Below are 17439 nucleotides of genomic sequence, written 5' to 3' on the forward strand. Positions count from 1 at the left end.
GTTAACAGATTTTATTAAATATCAGTTGGTTCGATATAATTTTTACACATCTTTTTGTTTCTTAAACCACGGCGATCAAAAAAGATAAAAATGCAGCCCCGACTTTAGCTAAAATCAATAGCAAAATTTACATATTTGTGTTCCTGAATCTTATTAACTTACAGCATTGAAATGGTTATCTCTATGAATCCACAACAAGCCCTGCAAAAGTATTTTGGCTACAGCGCCTTCAGGCACGCGCAGGAAGCTATTATTCAAAATATATTAAAGGGTAACGATGTAATGGCGCTGATGCCAACCGGCGGCGGTAAATCATTATGTTATCAGTTGCCCGCGGTGTTGCTTAACGGATTAACCATCGTAATATCGCCGCTGATAGCCCTGATGAAAGACCAGGTAGATAGCCTGAATGTAAACGGCATCCCGGCGGCTTTCCTCAACTCGTCATTAAATCCCGAAGATACCCGCATCCTGGTAAACCGCCTGCGCGATAACCAGATCAAATTGCTCTACCTTGCCCCTGAGCGTTTGTTCAGCGCCGAAAACAAGGAGAATAAACTGATCCCCTTTTTAAAAACGCTCAAAGTATCACAAATTGCTATTGATGAAGCGCACTGTATCTCCTCATGGGGGCATGATTTCAGGCCGGAGTACCTGATGCTGGCTGGCTTAAAAGAGGAGTTTCCGGGCGTGCCGGTTATAGCCCTTACTGCAACGGCCGATAAACTCACCCAGCGGGATATCCTCGAAAAACTAAACCTTAAAAACCCTGCCGTTTTTGTATCCTCGTTTAACCGCGCCAACATCACCTACCGGGTTACACCTAAAAAAAACAGTTTTAAACAGCTGGTTGATTTTTTGAATGAGCATAAGGATGAGTCGGGTATTATTTATTGCCTCTCCCGTAAATCTACCGAGGCCCTGGCCGAAGACCTGAAAGAAGAAGGCTTTGCTGCCGAAGCCTACCACGCCGGGCTAAGCAACGAGGTAAAAGCCCGCAACCAGGAAGCTTTTCTGCGCGATGATATTAAAATTATTGTAGCTACCATTGCCTTCGGTATGGGGATCAATAAATCGAACGTGCGCTATGTGGTTCATGTTGATCTGCCCAAAAACATCGAGGGTTACTACCAGGAAACAGGCCGGGCCGGGAGGGACGGACTACCATCCGAAGCGCTGTTACTTTATTCGCCGGCCGATGGGATGAAGCTGCAGGGCTTTGCCAAAGTTGAAGGTAACGAGCAGCAAAGCCGCATTATGCTCAATAAGCTTAATGATATGATGAGGTTTTGCCAGTTACGCTCCTGCCGCCGTCAATACCTCATGAAGTATTTTGATGAAGATTTTCCGGCGCAGTGTGGCTCGTGTGATGTTTGCCTCACCGAGTATAAACGTTTTGATGGTACGCTGATTGCCCAGAAAGCGCTCTCGGCGGTGGCGCGTTTAAATGAGCGTTTCGGCATCAATTATGTAATTGATTTTTTAAGAGGATCAAAAAGCGAAAAGATCCGCGAGGAGCATAAGCAGCTAAAAACCTACGGCATAGGTGCCGATATCAGCAAAGCCGAATGGCACCATCACATCAACGAACTTATTGCCATGGACTATTTAAAAATAGGCGGCGATGAGTATCCCGTTTTAAAGCTAACCGACCAAAGCATGGCGGTATTAAAAGGCGGGCAAAAAATAGAATTTATTGAGGTAGAAAAAGTAGAAGAGGTACACCACGAAGAAACCTTACCTTATGAAACCCCATTATTTAACCGCCTGCGAGAAGTAAGGCGGGGTATAGCCGAAGGTGAAAATGTGCCTGCCTACGTTATTGTATCCGATGCCACCCTGCAGGAAATGGCAACCTATCTGCCACTAAACCTGGATGAATTGCGGATGATCTCGGGTTTTGGTGATATTAAACTGGCCCGCTATGGCCGCGAGTTGCTGGAGCCTGTGAAAGTTTATTGCGCAGAAAAAGGTCTCGAATCAAAAATAAAACAGAAATCGCCTAAGCGGGAACGAAAAACCAGGCCTGCCCGTACAGTTTCTTCTTCGCGGACTAACGATACTAAAGCGGAATCTTTTAACCTATATCGCTCCGGTAAAACGGTTGCTGAAATAGCCCACGAGCGGGGGCTTGCCACCGTTACCATCGAGGGCCATCTCAGCCATTACATTCAAAGCGGCGAAATTGACGTTTACGAAATCGTTTCAAAAGAAAAGCTGCCGGTAATAGCCGATGCTGTTGAAGCTTATGGTGCCGAAAAGTTATCGCCGCTAAAAGAAATTTTGGGTGAGGATTATAGTTATGGCGAAATTAAAGCAGTAATAAGCTGGATGAACCGGGAGGAATAATTTTTGCTCAGCAAATAGTAACTTGCGCCTGTTTACAAACCATCGGTTGCCCGGATGATCAAGGCAAAGCGGGGGTTGTGCGATTCCCTTCCTTGGGAGGGTGTAGGGAGGGGTTTATACACTATGCTCGCAAATATGCATTGCGTACAAACCCCTCCCTGCCACCGCTCAATCCTGCCGCACCCCTCCCAAGGGAGGGAATTGAAAAACTCTTCCTAACAATTTGGGTTTGTAAACAAGCTTCGAAGTATATACAATACTCCCTTGCGCTCGTTTACAAACGAGCGCAAGGGAAGCGTAAGCGAAATAACTATTTTTGAATTATACTTGTTTATCACCCATGACCACCACCCAACAACTATACGATATCTATCTCAAACACCCGGCTATCAGCACCGATACCCGCAAAATAGCGCCCGGCAGCCTGTTCTTCGCTCTTAAAGGCGATAAATTTGATGCCAACACTTTTGCACAAAAAGCAATTGAAGCGGGTGCAGCGTACGCTGTGATCGACAACCCGGAATACCAATTGGGAGAACAATATCTGTTGGTTGATGATGTATTAACCACATTGCAGGATCTGGCCCGCCATCACCGCAGGCAGTTAAATATCCCGGTTGTTGGCCTTACGGGTACTAACGGTAAAACTACCACTAAGGAATTAATTAATGCTGTTTTATTGCAGCACTTTAAAACCCAGGCCACACAGGGTAACCTAAATAATCATATAGGTGTACCGCTTACAATTTTAACCATCGATGCCAGCCATGAGGTTGCTGTTATTGAGATGGGGGCCAATCATCAAAAAGAGATCGAATTGCTGTGCAGTATCTCTCAGCCTTCGCATGGTTTAATTACCAATGTGGGGAAAGCGCACCTGGAAGGCTTTGGTGGCGTTGAAGGAGTGAAGAAAGGGAAGGGAGAGCTGTATGATTACTTTAAAAAGTCCGAAAGTCCGGAAGTCGGGAAGTCCGGAAGTGAAAATGTGGTTTTCGTTAATAGCGACGACAATGTTTTGATGGAGATGGCCTCCGCCCGTCATTTAAAACATGTGGAGTATTATGGTACAGATGCCATTGATAACCTCATTAGCGGCGAACTTTTAGAAAACTCGCCTCTCCTCACTTTGGCATGGACCAACAACAAAACCGGCGAGAGCTATAAAGTTAAAACACAGCTAACCGGCACCTACAATCTGCCAAATATTTTGGTGGCGATATGCATCGGCGTATATTTAGGTTTGTCTGCCGATGAGATTAATGCCGGTATTGAAGGCTATCAACCTAAAAACAACCGTTCACAAATTGTGCAGACGGTTACCAACACCCTCATTTGCGATTATTATAATGCCAACCCCAGCAGCATGTTTGTAGCCATCGAAAATGTGGGCAAAATTGCGGCTAAACGTAAGGTGCTTATTTTGGGCGATATGTTTGAAATGGGACAGGAAGCCGCCGTTGAGCACGCAGCCGTTATCCGGAAAGCAATGGAGACACCTGTTGATGAGCGGATTTTTATTGGTAAGGATTTTTTAAGCCAGCAAGCTGAAGCAGGAGGCTCCGGGTCTGCCATATTTTATGAGACCGCAGAGGATGCTATCGCTGCCTTGAAAGCTATTCCCATTACCAATTCAACTATCCTGATTAAAGGATCCAGAGGGATGGCATTAGAGCGGTTGGTGGAGTTGTTTTAAGATAACTATTTATGATGCGACGCACAAAGCAATCGCGATGTTTACAGGTGGATTTAAGCTACCGTCGGATTGCTTCGTTCTTACCCATGACGTGTTAAATACGTTGTCATGCTGAGAAACGAAGCATCTTCTACAATGTGCATGGCGGCTATACAGGGCGAAGAAGGTCTTTCGTTCCTACCCATGACATGATTAAAAAAGTTTGTCATCCTGAGCGATAGCGAAGGATCTTCTACAACAAGCATGGCGGCTATACAGGGCGAAGAAGATGCTTCGTTCCTCAGCATGACAAAGGTGAAAATGTCATATCTCCTTCAGATGCCGCGGCTTTTAATTACTCAGGATGACAAGAGGGGGGTGTCATATTTCTTTCAGATGTCTCCGCGTTTAATTACTCGCAGTAAGTGTTTTTTTCTAAGAGTTTTATTCCCTCCGCAAACTATCCACCGGATTAGTAAGCGCCGCCTTAACCGATTGAAAGCTGATAGTAACAAAAGCAATCAGCACCGCAATGCCCGCTGCCAAAACAAATGTTACCCAGCTAATACCAACGCGATAGGCAAAGGCATCCAGCCAATGACTCATAGCCAGCCAGGCTACCGGAAATGCTACAACGATAGCTATCAGCACCAGTTTCATAAAATCTTTAGCCAATAGCGCCACAACATTGGTAACCGTTGCACCTAAAACCTTACGCACACCAATTTCGCGGGTGCGCACCTGGGCGGTAAAGGCTGCCAAACCAAACAAGCCAAGGCATGAAATAAAAATGGCTATCCCGGCAAAATAGTTAAACAAAACGCCTTCGCGCTGTTCGCCTTTGTAAAGGTTGTTGAAAACGTCGTCCAAAAACGTATAATCGAACGGGAATAGGCCGTTGTATTGTTTAAACTGCTTTTCGGCAGCGGCTATGGCGTTTGGTGCGCCGTTAGTTGTGGTTTTGATATAGATGGAGGCATAAGCATCGGGCTGGTAAAAAAATACTGCCGGACCAATTTTTTCGCGCATGCTGTCGAAATGAAAATCTTTAACAACGCCAATAATCGTTCCTTCGGTTTTACGGAGTTTAAAACGCTTTCCAATCGGATCTTTCATACCCAACTCTTTAATGGCGGCCTCGTTCAGGATGTAATGCGCCGAATCGCTTACCGAACCGGTAAAACTACTGCCAGCGGCCATCTTCATTTTAAAAAACGAGATAAAATCTTTATCAATACCCTGAGGATGCACAATAAAAGTTTGCCCAACGGCTTTGCCATCCCAATCGGTATCGCCGGATATGCCGCCGTTATGAACAATGTTTCCGGTAGAGCGCGTTACCGCCTCAACACCAGGTTGCTTAAGCAATTCGGCTTTAACAGCATCATAATGATCTTTCATATCGCGCATCCAGAAAGCGAATACATGGCTTTTATCATACCCCAAATCCTTCGACCGGATATAGTTCAATTGACCTGTTATGACAATGGTACCGATGATAAGCACCACCGAAAATGTAAACTGCACCACCACCAGTATCTTGCGGAAAAGTACATCGCCAATGCTGTTTGATATTTTGCCTTTTAAAGCTTTCAGCGGCTCGAAGGATGATAGTAACAAGGCAGGGTAAATGCTCGAGAGCAGTAATGTTGCAGCAATTGTACCACCAATCACCATCCAGATATGGTAATTGGCCAGGTTAAACACCAGTTGCTTACCCGCTATACTGTTAAATACCGGCATCAGGTTATAAATAAGCAATATGGCCAAAACCGACGAAAGCATAAACAGCAAAGCAGTTTCTACCACAAACTGCATAAATAATTGCGTTTTGGCTGCGCCAATAATTTTGCGCATACTGATCTCTTTGGCACGCAGCATAGCCCGTGCCGTTGAAAGGTTTACATAATTAATACAGGCTATCACCAAAATTACCAGGGCAATCACTATGAAAATACGTACAGTACTGATGCCTTTGTCGGTACCATCGGCATTGTAAAGGTGCATTTTTGTAGATGGCAGCAACAGGTAATCGGCATCGGTATCTTCGGGGCGACGCTTAAGGTGAACTTTGTTTAAATCGGCTGAGAGTTGTTTTAACGATGTGCCGGGTTTCAGCTGCAGGTAAGTTTCGTACGAATAATTGCTGAAATCGTGGTTCAGGTCAACATTGTTATTCTTCAGCATATACTTGATATGATAGCTCATCGGCATAATCATATCATAGTGGATGCTTGAGTTGAGCGGAAAGTTGTCGATAATGCCCGATACCGTAAAGTTTTCTTTATTATCGGCAACAATCACTTTGCCTATGGCATCACCGTCGCCAAAATATTTTTTAGCTACCTCGCGGGTTATTACTACCGAGTTATCGTTTGTAAATGGCCTCGCAGTGTTGCCTTCTATCAACGGGAAATCAAAAACCGTAAACAATGTCGGGTCGGCAAAGCCCGCGCTTTCGTTATTAAAAACTTTATCCTGGTACTTAAATAACGAAAAAAACCAGTTATTGGTAATGCGTACCTGGTTTTGCACTGCTGGCAGTTCCTGTTTAGCTAAAGGCCCCATGGGCGCTACCGTAGTCGACCAGATTTGCTTGCTTGCGCCTGTGCCGCCAAAAAGCTCCATGCGGTAAATATTGGATGCGTTTTTATGAAAGCTATCAAAGCTCAGTTCGTCCTGTACCCACAGCAGGATCAGGATGCCAACGGCAAGGCCCATAGTAAGGCCCGCAATATTAATGATTGAGTAAAACTTATTGCGCACCAAATTGCGCCAGGCGGTTTTGATATAGTTTTTAAGCATAATACCGGTTTTATCTGCTTACTCAACAATCAAAACAATGCCAATATATTAACAACTTAATTACCAATAATTTATATTTTAACAAAGAAAGATTATCGTTCGGATACGGACAATCAGGTGTCCGGCTTTGCGCATTTGTCCTGCGTTTACTCACCCCGACATCGCTGCGCTCGTCACCCTTCTCTACGCTGCGCGTAAAGAGGGGGTTATTTGTTTTTTAGTTCTCCTACCCTCTTTGCGGCTTGCCGAAGAGAGGGTGGTCCAGCGTAGCGTAGACCGGGTGAGTAAACTATTGAATGCGCCGCACTATTCAAAAACAGGAGTAATCATATTATGGCTCGCCAAAACCTGCATCAGCATATCTACCGAAAAATTACGTGTTATATCAATACTAATAAAATCCTGGTTGCCGTTTTTAACCTCGCAGGCATCACGGTTAAAATAAAGCACCAGGCCACGCATATTGCCGGTAAGCACCACAATACGTTCGTTATTAATCAGTTTAAAACCGCTATGGGTACGCTTAAAAAAGCTGCACAGGTTTTTGATATGGCGATAGGTTAGTAATGAAGCAATCATAATTCAGCTTTTTATAACAGAGGCCAGGCGCTGCCTGATAATGATATCCTTAACACCGGCCGGCAGTAAACTGTTTAATAAAACCAACATCCGGTTAATCCAACCCGGTATAATCTCTTTTTTACCTTTCAGCAAACCATCAACCGCTATCCTTGCTACGTGGCCGGGCTCCATAATGGTTGCTTTAGAGATGCCTTTCAGCTTATTATTCATCACCAGCAACTCAGGTTTGGTATTGATGCCTCCGGGGCTCAGCAAACTTATTTTCACATTCGATTCCATCAACTCCAGCTGCAAACATTTGGTAAAATACCTGATGAACGATTTGGTGGCACCGTAAACCTGCTTTTTAGGCACCACAAACAATCCGCCCAAACTACCTACATTCAATATATACGAAGTGGTAGCAACATCAGTCTGCGCCAAAAACAAACGCGTTAGCAGTACCGGCGTAATCACGTTCAGCTCAATCTGCTTTTTGTAAAACCCGATGTTCATATCCTCAAACCACGACCAGTTACCCAAGCCCGCATTGTTTATCAATACGTGAGCCGTAATTTGATGCAGGCTAAGATATTCAAATATAGCAGGATAACTTTCCGCTTCAGTCAAATCAATTTCAATATAATTTACCTTAACCTCAAAATTTTTGCGTATAAATGATGCAAGCTCCGGCAGGCCCGACGCGGGCAGCGAAACAAGCATCAGGTTAATACCACGATGGGCCAGTTCGATGGCGAACGATTTACCCAGCCCCTCGCTGGCTCCGGTTATAATGGCGGTTTGAATTGTCATGTGCTTACGCTTGTTTAAGGTATTTAATGGTTCTGTCTATCCCCTCGGTAAAAGGCGTAATACAATAACCTAACTGGCTGATAGCTTTCTGGCTGCTATACTTTTGATCATATTTTAACCGCTCAGCAAACTCCGGCAAAAAGAAAGGCTGCAGCCCGGTAAGCTGGGTTTTTATTTTTTCGATATGGCTGTAAACCTCAATAGCCTTTAACGGAAGGTGAAAAAGCCTTTGCTGCTTACCCGATACCTGGTTTACAGTGTTAAAAAAATCGTTAAAACTGATATCTTCTCCGCCTAATATATAACGCTCGCCGCCGATGCCTTTATGCATTGCTGCCACATGTCCGTTAACCACATCGCTTAAAAAAGCATAGTTGGCTACCTGCTCCCCGCTGCCGGGTATAAAGCGCCATTTGCCCCGCAGGTAGGCCGAAACCATTTTGCCAACAGTATTGCTTTCGGTAACCGGCCCCTCACCATACACACGCGATGGGTTTACGGTAACGATGTGCATACCCTGTTTGGCAAAATTTTGTGTTTCCAGTTCGGCCAGGTACTTGGTACGTTCATATGCTATCGGGAAGCCCGCTATGCGCGGATCGTCCTCGCTCATGGGATGTTTAATGGTTGGTCCCCATACCCCGCAGGTTGAGGTGTAAACTATTTTTTGCACGCCGGCATTAGCAGCAATTTCAAGCACATTGCGGGTGCCCACCACATTGGTTTCGTGGTAATCATCAGGGTTGCGGCACCACATTTTGGCCATCGCGGCTGTATGGTAAACCTGGCAGCAGCCTTGCATGGCCCTGCCCAGGCTTTGCCTGTACAGGATATTACCGGTAACCGGCTCAATGTTTGGGTGTTTTACTAAATAGGGATGATCGGTATTGCGGCATAGCGCCTTAACATCATAACCTTGCTCTGCTAAAGCTAAGGTAAGCTGCCTGCCTATAAAACCTGTAGCACCGGTTACTAATACTTTCATACCGGTATTACAACTGTGGCCGGGCTTACCCCTATGCCGTAGTTAAAATTTTTCGGGTTGATTAACTGTTAGGTTTAATGACAGAAATATTTAAATTTGGAATAACTATCAAAACAAGCCTTACCAAAAATGAACACGTACCAGGACCCCTACAATAATTTTGCAGGTTTTTCGCCCGAAGAATTAGGCTTTTTACAATACGCCACACCCGATTTGACGGACAACCAGAAAAAATATTTTTATATGGTGTACAGCAACAAGCGCAAAAACTCGCAGGATGTATTGTTATTTACCCTGCTGGGCTTTGTTTGTGTTGCAGGTGTACAGCGCTTTGTTTTGGGGCAAACAGGCATGGGGATACTGTATTTACTAACCGGAGGCTTTTGTGGTATTGGCACTATTGTAGATCTGATCAACAATAAATCCATCACCCTGGAGTATAATAAAAATATGGCTTACGAAAGCTACCAGATGGCGAAGATGAGCAGTTAAGCAAAATTGTCTGAATCAGAATTTTCAGAATTTAAGAATTAACAGAATACCTGCCGATCCGATCAATCACAAATTGGCATTTTCAAAATAATCGGTCTAATCATCCAAAAATCGATGTAATTCAAAAAACTCCGAAATCGAACATTCGAAATCCGAAATAACAATTATGGCGTTGCCTGCGGCCCGTGCTATCCGCTCATACTGCGCGACCTGTCCCGATGCCCATCGGGAGGCATTATCCGTTAGCTAACGGACGGTATACGCTCCTATCACTAACGCAAACGCCGCTTCAAACTATGTAAGGGCTTTTCTGAATTATTTCCTGTTTATTTTCTTTTTACATTCACAACAATTTATTTAATACATTAGCGTAACTGCTAATATGAAATTATCTGCTTTAACTAATTTCCTCGAAAGCCTTGCCCCGCTCAGCTACCAGGAAGATTACGATAACTCGGGCCTTATAGTAGGCAATCCCGATCAGGAGGTAAACCAGGCCCTCATCTCGCTGGATTGTACCGAAGCCGTGGTTGATGAAGCCATTGCCACCAATTGCCAGGTGATCATATCACACCATCCTATAGTTTTTAAAGGCCTAAAAAAATTTAACGGCAAAACCTATGTAGAGCGCGTGGTTGAAAAAGCCATCCGCAAGGGCATTGCCATATATGCCATCCACACCAATTTGGATAGCGTGATGACCGGTGTTAACGCCCGTATTTGCGAAACTTTAGGTTTAAAAAACTGCCGTATACTCGCTCCAAAACATAACCTGCTTAAAAAACTGGTTACCTACGTACCCCAAAGCCATGCCGATGCAGTTCGCGACGCCCTGTTTGTCGCCGGAGCCGGCAATATTGGCAATTACAGCGAAACCAGTTTTAATGCCGAAGGCACAGGCACCTTTAAAGGTAACGACGCTGCCAATCCTTATGTGGGCGAAGCAGGCAAACGCCATAGGGAGAGTGAAGTACGCATTGAAACGGTGTACCCGGCCAACCTGGAAAGCAAAATATTGGTAGCCCTGATCCTGGCGCATCCGTACGAAGAGGTAGCTTATGATCTTTACAACCTCAGCAACCAACACCAACAGGTAGGCTCAGGTATGGTAGGCGAACTGGATATGCCGTTTAATGAAGAAAGTTTCCTTTTCCAGGTGAAGGATAAAATGCGTACCCATGTAATACGGCATACTAAATTATTAGGCAAGCCGATAAAAAAAGTAGCAGTTTGCGGTGGCTCGGGAGGCTTTTTGCTGAAGCATGCCATAGCCGCCGGGGCCGACATTTTTATTACGGCCGATTACAAGTACCACGAGTTTTTTGATGCCGAAGGAAAGATAGTGATAGCCGATATCGGACACTTTGAAAGTGAACAATTTACGCAGCAATTATTGTATGAAATAATTAGGAAAAAATTTCCTATCTTTGCCGTCCGTTTAACAGAAGTAAATACAAACCCCGTCAAATATTTTATTTAATGGAACAAACCGTAGAACAAAAGCTTAAAGCTTTATACGAGCTACAAACTATCCACACCAAAATTGACAGGATCCGCCAGGTAAGAGGCGAATTGCCAATGGAAGTTGCCGACCTTGAGGATGACGTTGCAGGGCTTGAAACCCGCATCCAAAAAATTAAAGGTGAGCTTGACGATGTGGAGGATGATATTGTTACCCGTAAAAACCTGATCAAAGAAGCTCAGGCAAACATCAAAAAATACGAAGCCCAACTTAACGAAGTTAAAAACAACCGCGAGTACGATGCCATCTCGAAAGAGATCGAAATCCAGGGCTTAGATATACAGGTGAGCGAAAAGAAGATCCGCGAGTACGGCTTCGAGATTACCAACAAAACCCAGGTTTACGAAAAAGCCCTTGCCGACCTTGAAGCTCGCCAGGCCGACCTGGATGCCAAAAAAGAAGAGTTAGGTACCATCACAGCTGAAACTGAAAAAGAAGAGACCGAACTTAACGCACAGGCAGCAAAAGCTAAAGAAAACATTGAAGAGCGTTTATTAACCGCCTACACCCGTTTACGTCAAAACGCTAAAAACGGCCTGGCAGTTGTAACCATTCAGCGTGATTCATGCTCTGGTTGCTTTAACCAGATCCCGCCTCAGCGCCAGTCAGACATCCGTCAGCGCAAAAAGATCATCGTTTGCGAACACTGCGGACGCATTCTGGTTGACGAGTTGATGGCTTTGGAAGTTGAAGAAGCTCAATAAGCAACCGTTATAAAGTTAAATATATGAAAAGGCACCTAAAAGGTGCCTTTTATGTTGATATTTGGTTATGCCTAAAAACCGTGTCACCTATTTTGCTTTAGCCATTGCCACTATTATCCTCGGCCTGCTGTCCCGGCATTTTAAGATTATTCCTTTATTTATTGGCGATGTTTTATACGCCACAATGGTTTACTTTATGATGCGGTTTATATTTATCAGCAGGGCTGTTAAATTTAGTGTTGTGGCTGCGTTGCTATTTTGCTTCGCGATAGAATTTAGCCAGCTATACCAGGCATCATGGATAAATGATTTGCGGCATACTGTTTTGGGTAGGCTGGTTTTGGGACAAGGGTTTTTATGGAGCGATTTGTTGTGCTATGTTTTGGGGGTGGGGTTAGGTGTTGGGGTTGATCAATACAAACAACTTAAACTTCATACACAATAAGCTTCAACTTGTCTATTGTTCTGAACTGCTTATCAGAAGTAATAAAGGGAAGATTATAAAGAATAGCTGTTGCCGCAATAATTGCATCAGGAAGCTTTAAAGCATGTTTCTTTTTTACGTCAACATATTTATCTTTTAAAGAATTACTCATTGAAATTACTGTACAATCGTCCAATAAATTTTTGATCTTCTTTTCTTCTTTTTCCGAAAGTCCTTTAAATCCAAGTAGTTCAAGCTCTGTTATAAAAGATACGTAGATTCGTTTACCTTGTAAGATCTTCTCAACGGCGTTATCGCCGTTAAGTAAATATAGAATGATATTGGTATCAGCTAAAATCTCTTTCCCACTCATTTCTAAGCTTGGTTTGAATGGTCATTGGATCCTCTTTTAAGGAAATCACACCGTTATACTTTTTTGCATCGAAGCCCGTATCCGGAGCGTCTTTATAAATTTCACGCTCGATAGCTTCGATATCCTTTTCTGTAGCTCCTTTTTTTAATACGACTACCATCTTTTTCCTGTTTTATCAAATTTACATAAAATCTATTTTACTCACTAATTCTCAAAACAAACTCGTCTGCTTCCCTTTCCTCGGTACAAACAAACTATAATCATACTCAGGCATCTGCCTGTCGCCCATAAAGCGTTTACAGGCCATTTTAAACATTTGATGGATGGATTCGGCTATTTTACCGTCGCCGCTCATACGGCGGCCGTAATCGCTGTCGTTCAGCTGGCCATCGTGAGTGGAGCGGATCATATTCAGTACCTTTTCGGCCCGGTCGGGAAAAGCTTTGTAAATCCAGTCGCTAAAAATTTCGGCTATGCTGCCGTTCAGACGCACCATGGTGAAACCTGCGGCTAATGCTCCCCTATCCGCGGCTGCGCGGATAATGTTGGGCACCTCATTACTGTTTAATCCCGGAATAATGGGCGCTGCCATTACCCTTACCGGGATGCCTTTTTCAGAAAGTTTTTGGATCACCGATAGTCTGCCCGTGGCTGTAACAGTGCGAGGCTCCAGCTTTTGGCGCAATTGCTCGTTTAATGAGGTGATGGATACATTAACATGCACCAGGTTAAGTTTGGCCATATCGCTCAGGATGTCGATGTCTCTTAATATCACATTGTTTTTGGTGATGATGCTTACCGGGTTTTTGTATTTCCAGAACATCTCGAGCAGCCTTTGGGTTATGCCTAATTTGCGCTCCACGGGTTGGTAGCAATCCGTATTGCCGGAGAGCATGATGCAAACCGGCTTGTAGTTCTTTTTATTAAAATATCGCTCCAGCAGTTCCGGAGCGTTGGGTTTGATGATAATCTTCCGTTCAAAATCCAAACCGGCGCTAAAACCATAATATTCGTGACTGTTACGGGCGTAGCAGTAAATGCAACCATGCTCACATCCCTGGTAGGGATTAATGGAGTACATGTGGCTCAGATCAGGACTGTTTGATTCGCTTACTATTTTTTTTGGCGTTTCTTCAAAAAGCTGGGTATTGCTGTTTTCGAGCAAAGGTTCGTCAAGGCCCTCGATATGATCGAGCACATAGCTGTTTTTCAGGAACTTATTGTGCGTGTTTACCTGTGCGCCGCGCCCCTTAAAAAATTCGGGATTTTCCTCGTGTGACATTGAACAAATTTGCTAAATAAATTAGCAAATTACAATTCAATCAGTTTATTTTTTATGCTGTATAAAACCAGGCCTACGCGGCTTTTAATCTGTAGTTTTTCAAAAAGCTGGTCGCGGTAGCTATCAACTGTGCGCACGCTGATGTTCATGGCCTCGGCAATTTCCTTGTAGGTAAGCTCGGTGCCGGTAAAGCGTAAAAATTCAATCTCGCGGGGGTTAAGCTTAATATTTTCGAGTTTGTTGTTGAAATTGGTGATCAGGTGGCGGGTTACAAATTCGGGGTAGTAAAGCTCGCCCTGTGATACTTTCAGCAGCGCCTCTTCCACTTCATATGGTTCGGAGTCTTTTAAAAGATAACCTTTAACCCCCATCTTTACCATCAGCAGCACCTTTTCGGCATCCTCAAACATGGATAGGATAATGATGCAAACCTGGGGGTATTTGCTACGCAGCCATTGCGTAGTTTCTATACCATCCATCACCGGCATGCTGATATCGAGCAAAACTATTTCGGGAATGATGCCGCGGTTAATGGTGTTTACCAGTTCCTGGCCGTTGGCGGCTTCAAACAGGATATTGTAACGTTTAAAATTGCTAACAAGGGCAGCCATGCCACTTCTAAAAAGTTTGTGGTCATCAATCAGGGCTATTTGAATGGGTTCCGTTAGCATAAATTTGTTGCACCAGGGGATTGAACGACAATTTTATCCGGCAACCTTTACCCAATGAACTATCAATATTTACAGTTGCACCAACTAAAGCCGCCCTGTTTTCAATGTTCCGCAATCCCGAACCGCCTTTACCCTCAACTTTTTCGGTATTGAAACCAGCACCATCATCTTCGATGAGCAAATTAAACATTTGCTCATTATAATACAAACTGATTTTTAGAGTGGCCGCTTTGGCGTATTTTAACGTATTGTTAACCGCCTCCTGAAAAATACGGAACAACACCAGCTCGCGCTGCTCGCCCAGCCTGAACACATCACCTTCTACACTAAGTTCGGCATTGATAATGCCGCTGCGGGTCAGGCGCCCAACTTCAGTGTCGAGCACGCTAACCAGCCCTTGCTCGCCGATGTGCTCAAAACTCATACTTTTCGATAGGTTGCGCAAATCATTAATTGCCTGCGAAACCAGTTCGCGGTTTTCGTTTACCCGCGCCTTTTTATCTTCATCCAGGCTATTATTCAGCAGGCCGAGGTTAAGCTTTACAAATGACAGTACCTGGGTAATATTATCATGAATTTCGCGGCTGATATCATTAAGGGTTTGCTCCTGGATCTCGATCTGTGTTTTCAGCATTTCCTGTTTAAAAGATGCTTTAAGCTGCTCCTTTTCCATTAAATTACGGTTATGCTTTTTTTGATACATGAGCATAAAGCCGATAATAAATACCCCCAACAGGAGCATAAGGGCTGTGCCCGCTATGATAATGAGGATAATTTGTTCTTCCTTAAAGAGCATATAAAAGCAAATGAAAATAAGAAATTCAAGGCAAATGTTGTTAAATTGAGCAATGTGGCTGCTATCAGGTAAAAATCATAGTTTTTGCGGTAGGCCATATAGCTAAAACATGAATAATAAAACGTCATGGCCAGATAGTAAAAAAATATTCCCGTTAAAGCTAAAAATGGAGGATGTGTTATCAGTTCGATATACTCATCGCTTTCATCATTAAGCAGCCGGTAGTAGTAGTTACATATCAGCCATATCAGAAACATGTTTTGCACAACGGTAGCCGCGGTAGCCCTTGTCCAGGGGCCCTGTATCCAAAAAATATCTATCAATGAGAGCAGGATGATGATCGCAGCAATAAGATAAACTCGTTTTTGAAATTTAGGTCTCTTGTTGAACGATAAAATAAAGCGCGTAAAAAATCCGAACAATAAAATATCTTCAAGGTTATTGCACCAGGCGTTTGAATTGTGAAGGTTTAGCCAGTCAAAAATGTTAACAAAATCATAAACAACTAAAAAGCTTAATAAAGCCAGTAGCCATTTAAAATTTTTGTCGAGCCATTTATATGTAATGAGGCAGCATACAAAAGCCACCACATCCATAGCGTAGTAAAAGTAAACCAACATGAATGCTAAAATAACACATATACTTTAGCATTCATGCAACAAGCTAACTTATTCTTATGGCCTACACATTGGCGGACAGTCTTTTCCGCTTACTATCGCACCTAAGCTGCCTCCGGCATCAACGCTGTCGCTTTGTATGGCGTCAACATGATTTCCGTTCTCATCTGCCACTGTTGCTACCATTGCAAAAGAGGTTTGATGAGGAGCATCTTCATGCCCTGGTGCGTGTACACCAAGATGCAGCCTTACGCCGGTTGCTTCCGCAGGCAGGTTTTGAATATATTCTTTCAATTTATCTAACGGAAACCAGGTCGATTCGGTGTCATTAACCTTGTGTTCTTTGTCGATAACTTGTTTGCGGGTACTTTTGTACCTTTCCACCATGTCGCGGGCGGCCTGTAAGTCAATGTTTTTCATGTAATTTCGGGGATTTAAATTTGCATCCAATCTATATAAATAATGCAAACTATTCTACCCGTTATTTCACCATTTTTTTAACCCGTTTAAACACGGAGAAGGGAGGCGAAAGGTGAAAGGCGAAGGGCGAAAGGGAAAAGGTGACAGGCGAAAGGCAAAAGGTGAAAGGGAAAAGGTAAAAGACGAAAGGAAAAAGGAAAAAGGCAAGGTGGCATCCCGGAAATCCCTCAATCCCCCCAGATCCCGGTTCAGAAATAATCGGTGTGATCCCAAAAAAATCAACGAAATCAGCGTAATCAAAACCATCAACGGTCAACCGTCCAGCATAAACACAAAAAGCTCTTTTGGCCCGTGCGCTCCCAAAACCAGTGTTTTTTCGATATCGGCCGTACGGCTTGGGCCTGTAACATTGCTGATCATGGATGGCAGGTTATTGCCGTATTTAGTTTTGATCAGCTTAAAACCATCCTTTAAATCCATCACCATTTGCGATGTATAGGCCAGCACTATATGTACCGAAGGATAGATACTTAACCTGCGCCCGGCCATATTACCGTTGGAGAGTAAAATGCTGCCATTGCGTGCAATTAAAGCTTCGCAGAGGGTAAAGCCTACTTCAGCCTGTTCAAAATCTTTATCGGTTTCGTAAAAAGGGTATTCAAACTGGTTTAGTATTTCCTGCAGCTTAGGTTCCCAGCAATAAATTTTACGCCACTCGCGGGCTTCGGCCAGGTTAATGAGGTTTTCGATAAACTGAAGCTCATCTTCACAAAAAACAAACTGCCCGGCTACGTTGGTGAACTGCTCAGCGAAGATCACCTCGGGCATTTCATCCGTTGGTGGATAAAACGGAAGGTCTTCCAGCTGAGGGTATGGGTTATCCCTTTTCTCCAGAAGCGCCTTGCGTATTTTTTTAAGCAGTTTTTCTTTTGATGTGGTGATGTCCCTCATGG

17 protein-coding genes and 1 pseudogene are annotated in these 17439 nt (G+C 43.8%); 6 read left to right on the forward strand and 12 right to left on the reverse strand.

Annotation, left to right across the window (positions count from 1 at the left end; all coding sequences use genetic code 11):
- Positions 1-183 precede the first annotated feature (183 nt).
- Both recQ and HYN43_RS25120 read left to right on the forward strand, forming a co-directional pair.
- Positions 184-2349, forward strand: a complete 2166-nt coding sequence (gene recQ, locus HYN43_RS25115) for a DNA helicase RecQ (protein WP_119409117.1) — start codon at positions 184-186, stop codon at positions 2347-2349.
- A 340-nt stretch (positions 2350-2689) separates the two neighbouring features.
- Positions 2690-4042: a UDP-N-acetylmuramoyl-tripeptide--D-alanyl-D-alanine ligase gene (locus HYN43_RS25120; protein ID WP_119406642.1), complete on the forward strand. Its 1353-nt coding sequence runs from the start codon at positions 2690-2692 to the stop codon at positions 4040-4042.
- Between the two features lie 471 nt (positions 4043-4513).
- On the opposite strand, the pseudogene HYN43_RS30675 reads toward HYN43_RS25120, so the two are convergent.
- The 4 genes and pseudogenes from HYN43_RS30675 to HYN43_RS25140 form a co-directional block, all read right to left on the reverse strand.
- Positions 4514-6826 (reverse strand): annotated as a pseudogene (locus HYN43_RS30675) (ABC transporter permease); the annotation flags it as partial.
- 306 nt (positions 6827-7132) lie between these two features.
- The gene (locus tag HYN43_RS25130; protein WP_119406643.1) at positions 7133-7405 is read right to left on the reverse strand and encodes a hypothetical protein; all 273 of its coding nucleotides are present in this window, start codon (positions 7403-7405) and stop codon (positions 7133-7135) included.
- Positions 7406-7408: 3 nt separating this feature from the next.
- Positions 7409-8200 (reverse strand): SDR family NAD(P)-dependent oxidoreductase, encoded by a 792-nt coding sequence (locus HYN43_RS25135; RefSeq protein ID WP_119406644.1) that lies wholly within the window; start codon positions 8198-8200, stop codon positions 7409-7411.
- A gap of 4 nt (positions 8201-8204) precedes the next feature.
- A complete protein-coding gene (locus HYN43_RS25140) occupies positions 8205-9185 on the reverse strand; it encodes an NAD-dependent epimerase/dehydratase family protein (RefSeq protein WP_119406645.1) in 981 nt (326 codons plus the stop codon).
- Positions 9186-9314: 129 nt separating this feature from the next.
- Between HYN43_RS25140 and HYN43_RS25145 the strand changes: the two genes are divergently transcribed.
- The 4 genes from HYN43_RS25145 to HYN43_RS25160 all read left to right on the forward strand — a co-directional run bounded on the left by HYN43_RS25145 (position 9315) and on the right by HYN43_RS25160 (position 12348).
- Positions 9315-9677 carry a TM2 domain-containing protein gene (locus tag HYN43_RS25145; protein WP_119406646.1) on the forward strand — a complete coding sequence of 121 codons (363 nt, stop codon included), beginning with the start codon at positions 9315-9317 and terminating at the stop codon, positions 9675-9677.
- A 382-nt stretch (positions 9678-10059) separates the two neighbouring features.
- Positions 10060-11157 (forward strand): Nif3-like dinuclear metal center hexameric protein, encoded by a 1098-nt coding sequence (locus HYN43_RS25150; protein ID WP_119406647.1) that lies wholly within the window; start codon positions 10060-10062, stop codon positions 11155-11157.
- A complete protein-coding gene (locus HYN43_RS25155; RefSeq protein WP_119406648.1) occupies positions 11157-11903 on the forward strand; it encodes a zinc ribbon domain-containing protein in 747 nt (248 codons plus the stop codon). Before HYN43_RS25150 ends, HYN43_RS25155 begins: the two co-directional genes overlap by 1 nt.
- A 67-nt stretch (positions 11904-11970) precedes the next feature.
- Positions 11971-12348 carry a ribosomal maturation YjgA family protein gene (locus HYN43_RS25160; RefSeq protein WP_119406649.1) on the forward strand — a complete coding sequence of 126 codons (378 nt, stop codon included), beginning with the start codon at positions 11971-11973 and terminating at the stop codon, positions 12346-12348.
- Here HYN43_RS25160 and HYN43_RS25165 read toward each other — a convergent pair.
- The 8 genes from HYN43_RS25165 to HYN43_RS25205 all read right to left on the reverse strand — a co-directional run bounded on the left by HYN43_RS25165 (position 12329) and on the right by HYN43_RS25205 (position 17437).
- Entirely contained in the window at positions 12329-12700 is a 372-nt protein-coding gene (locus HYN43_RS25165) for a type II toxin-antitoxin system VapC family toxin (protein WP_119406650.1), read from the reverse strand. The genes HYN43_RS25160 and HYN43_RS25165 overlap by 20 nt on opposite strands.
- Entirely contained in the window at positions 12675-12860 is a 186-nt protein-coding gene (locus HYN43_RS25170; protein ID WP_119406651.1) for a hypothetical protein, read from the reverse strand. Before HYN43_RS25170 ends, HYN43_RS25165 begins: the two co-directional genes overlap by 26 nt.
- Positions 12861-12911: 51 nt before the next feature.
- Positions 12912-13982 carry a PA0069 family radical SAM protein gene (locus HYN43_RS25175; RefSeq protein ID WP_119406652.1) on the reverse strand — a complete coding sequence of 357 codons (1071 nt, stop codon included), beginning with the start codon at positions 13980-13982 and terminating at the stop codon, positions 12912-12914.
- Positions 13983-14011: 29 nt separating this feature from the next.
- Positions 14012-14593 (reverse strand): response regulator, encoded by a 582-nt coding sequence (locus tag HYN43_RS25180; protein WP_162996623.1) that lies wholly within the window; start codon positions 14591-14593, stop codon positions 14012-14014.
- A 25-nt stretch (positions 14594-14618) separates the two neighbouring features.
- Positions 14619-15449 (reverse strand): sensor histidine kinase, encoded by an 831-nt coding sequence (locus HYN43_RS25185; protein ID WP_119406654.1) that lies wholly within the window; start codon positions 15447-15449, stop codon positions 14619-14621.
- Positions 15410-16069 (reverse strand): hypothetical protein, encoded by a 660-nt coding sequence (locus HYN43_RS25190; RefSeq protein ID WP_119406655.1) that lies wholly within the window; start codon positions 16067-16069, stop codon positions 15410-15412. Before HYN43_RS25190 ends, HYN43_RS25185 begins: the two co-directional genes overlap by 40 nt.
- A 54-nt stretch (positions 16070-16123) precedes the next feature.
- Complete coding sequence (locus HYN43_RS25195; protein ID WP_119406656.1) at positions 16124-16486, reverse strand: hypothetical protein; 363 nt, start codon at positions 16484-16486, stop codon at positions 16124-16126.
- A 312-nt stretch (positions 16487-16798) separates the two neighbouring features.
- A complete protein-coding gene (locus HYN43_RS25205; RefSeq protein WP_119409118.1) occupies positions 16799-17437 on the reverse strand; it encodes a LutC/YkgG family protein in 639 nt (212 codons plus the stop codon).
- Between the last annotated feature and the right edge of the window lie 2 nt (positions 17438-17439).

The sequence above is a fragment of the Mucilaginibacter celer genome, assembly GCF_003576455.2.
Classification (GTDB): domain Bacteria; phylum Bacteroidota; class Bacteroidia; order Sphingobacteriales; family Sphingobacteriaceae; genus Mucilaginibacter; species Mucilaginibacter celer.

Coding starts and splice junctions, on each gene's coding strand:
- HYN43_RS25190 (WP_119406655.1), bottom strand. CDS start 16,069: ATGTTGGTTTACTTTTACTACGCTATGGATGTGGTGGCTTTTGTATGC.
- HYN43_RS25140 (WP_119406645.1), bottom strand. CDS start 9,185: ATGAAAGTATTAGTAACCGGTGCTACAGGTTTTATAGGCAGGCAGCTT.
- HYN43_RS25185 (WP_119406654.1), bottom strand. CDS start 15,449: ATGCTCTTTAAGGAAGAACAAATTATCCTCATTATCATAGCGGGCACA.
- HYN43_RS25180 (WP_162996623.1), bottom strand. CDS start 14,593: ATGGCTGCCCTTGTTAGCAATTTTAAACGTTACAATATCCTGTTTGAA.
- recQ (WP_119409117.1), top strand. CDS start 184: ATGAATCCACAACAAGCCCTGCAAAAGTATTTTGGCTACAGCGCCTTC.
- HYN43_RS25170 (WP_119406651.1), bottom strand. CDS start 12,860: ATGGTAGTCGTATTAAAAAAAGGAGCTACAGAAAAGGATATCGAAGCT.
- HYN43_RS25195 (WP_119406656.1), bottom strand. CDS start 16,486: ATGAAAAACATTGACTTACAGGCCGCCCGCGACATGGTGGAAAGGTAC.
- HYN43_RS25205 (WP_119409118.1), bottom strand. CDS start 17,437: ATGAGGGACATCACCACATCAAAAGAAAAACTGCTTAAAAAAATACGC.
- HYN43_RS25130 (WP_119406643.1), bottom strand. CDS start 7,405: ATGATTGCTTCATTACTAACCTATCGCCATATCAAAAACCTGTGCAGC.
- HYN43_RS25145 (WP_119406646.1), top strand. CDS start 9,315: ATGAACACGTACCAGGACCCCTACAATAATTTTGCAGGTTTTTCGCCC.
- HYN43_RS25120 (WP_119406642.1), top strand. CDS start 2,690: ATGACCACCACCCAACAACTATACGATATCTATCTCAAACACCCGGCT.
- HYN43_RS25155 (WP_119406648.1), top strand. CDS start 11,157: ATGGAACAAACCGTAGAACAAAAGCTTAAAGCTTTATACGAGCTACAA.
- HYN43_RS25135 (WP_119406644.1), bottom strand. CDS start 8,200: ATGACAATTCAAACCGCCATTATAACCGGAGCCAGCGAGGGGCTGGGT.
- HYN43_RS25175 (WP_119406652.1), bottom strand. CDS start 13,982: ATGTCACACGAGGAAAATCCCGAATTTTTTAAGGGGCGCGGCGCACAG.
- HYN43_RS25150 (WP_119406647.1), top strand. CDS start 10,060: ATGAAATTATCTGCTTTAACTAATTTCCTCGAAAGCCTTGCCCCGCTC.
- HYN43_RS25165 (WP_119406650.1), bottom strand. CDS start 12,700: ATGAGTGGGAAAGAGATTTTAGCTGATACCAATATCATTCTATATTTA.
- HYN43_RS25160 (WP_119406649.1), top strand. CDS start 11,971: ATGCCTAAAAACCGTGTCACCTATTTTGCTTTAGCCATTGCCACTATT.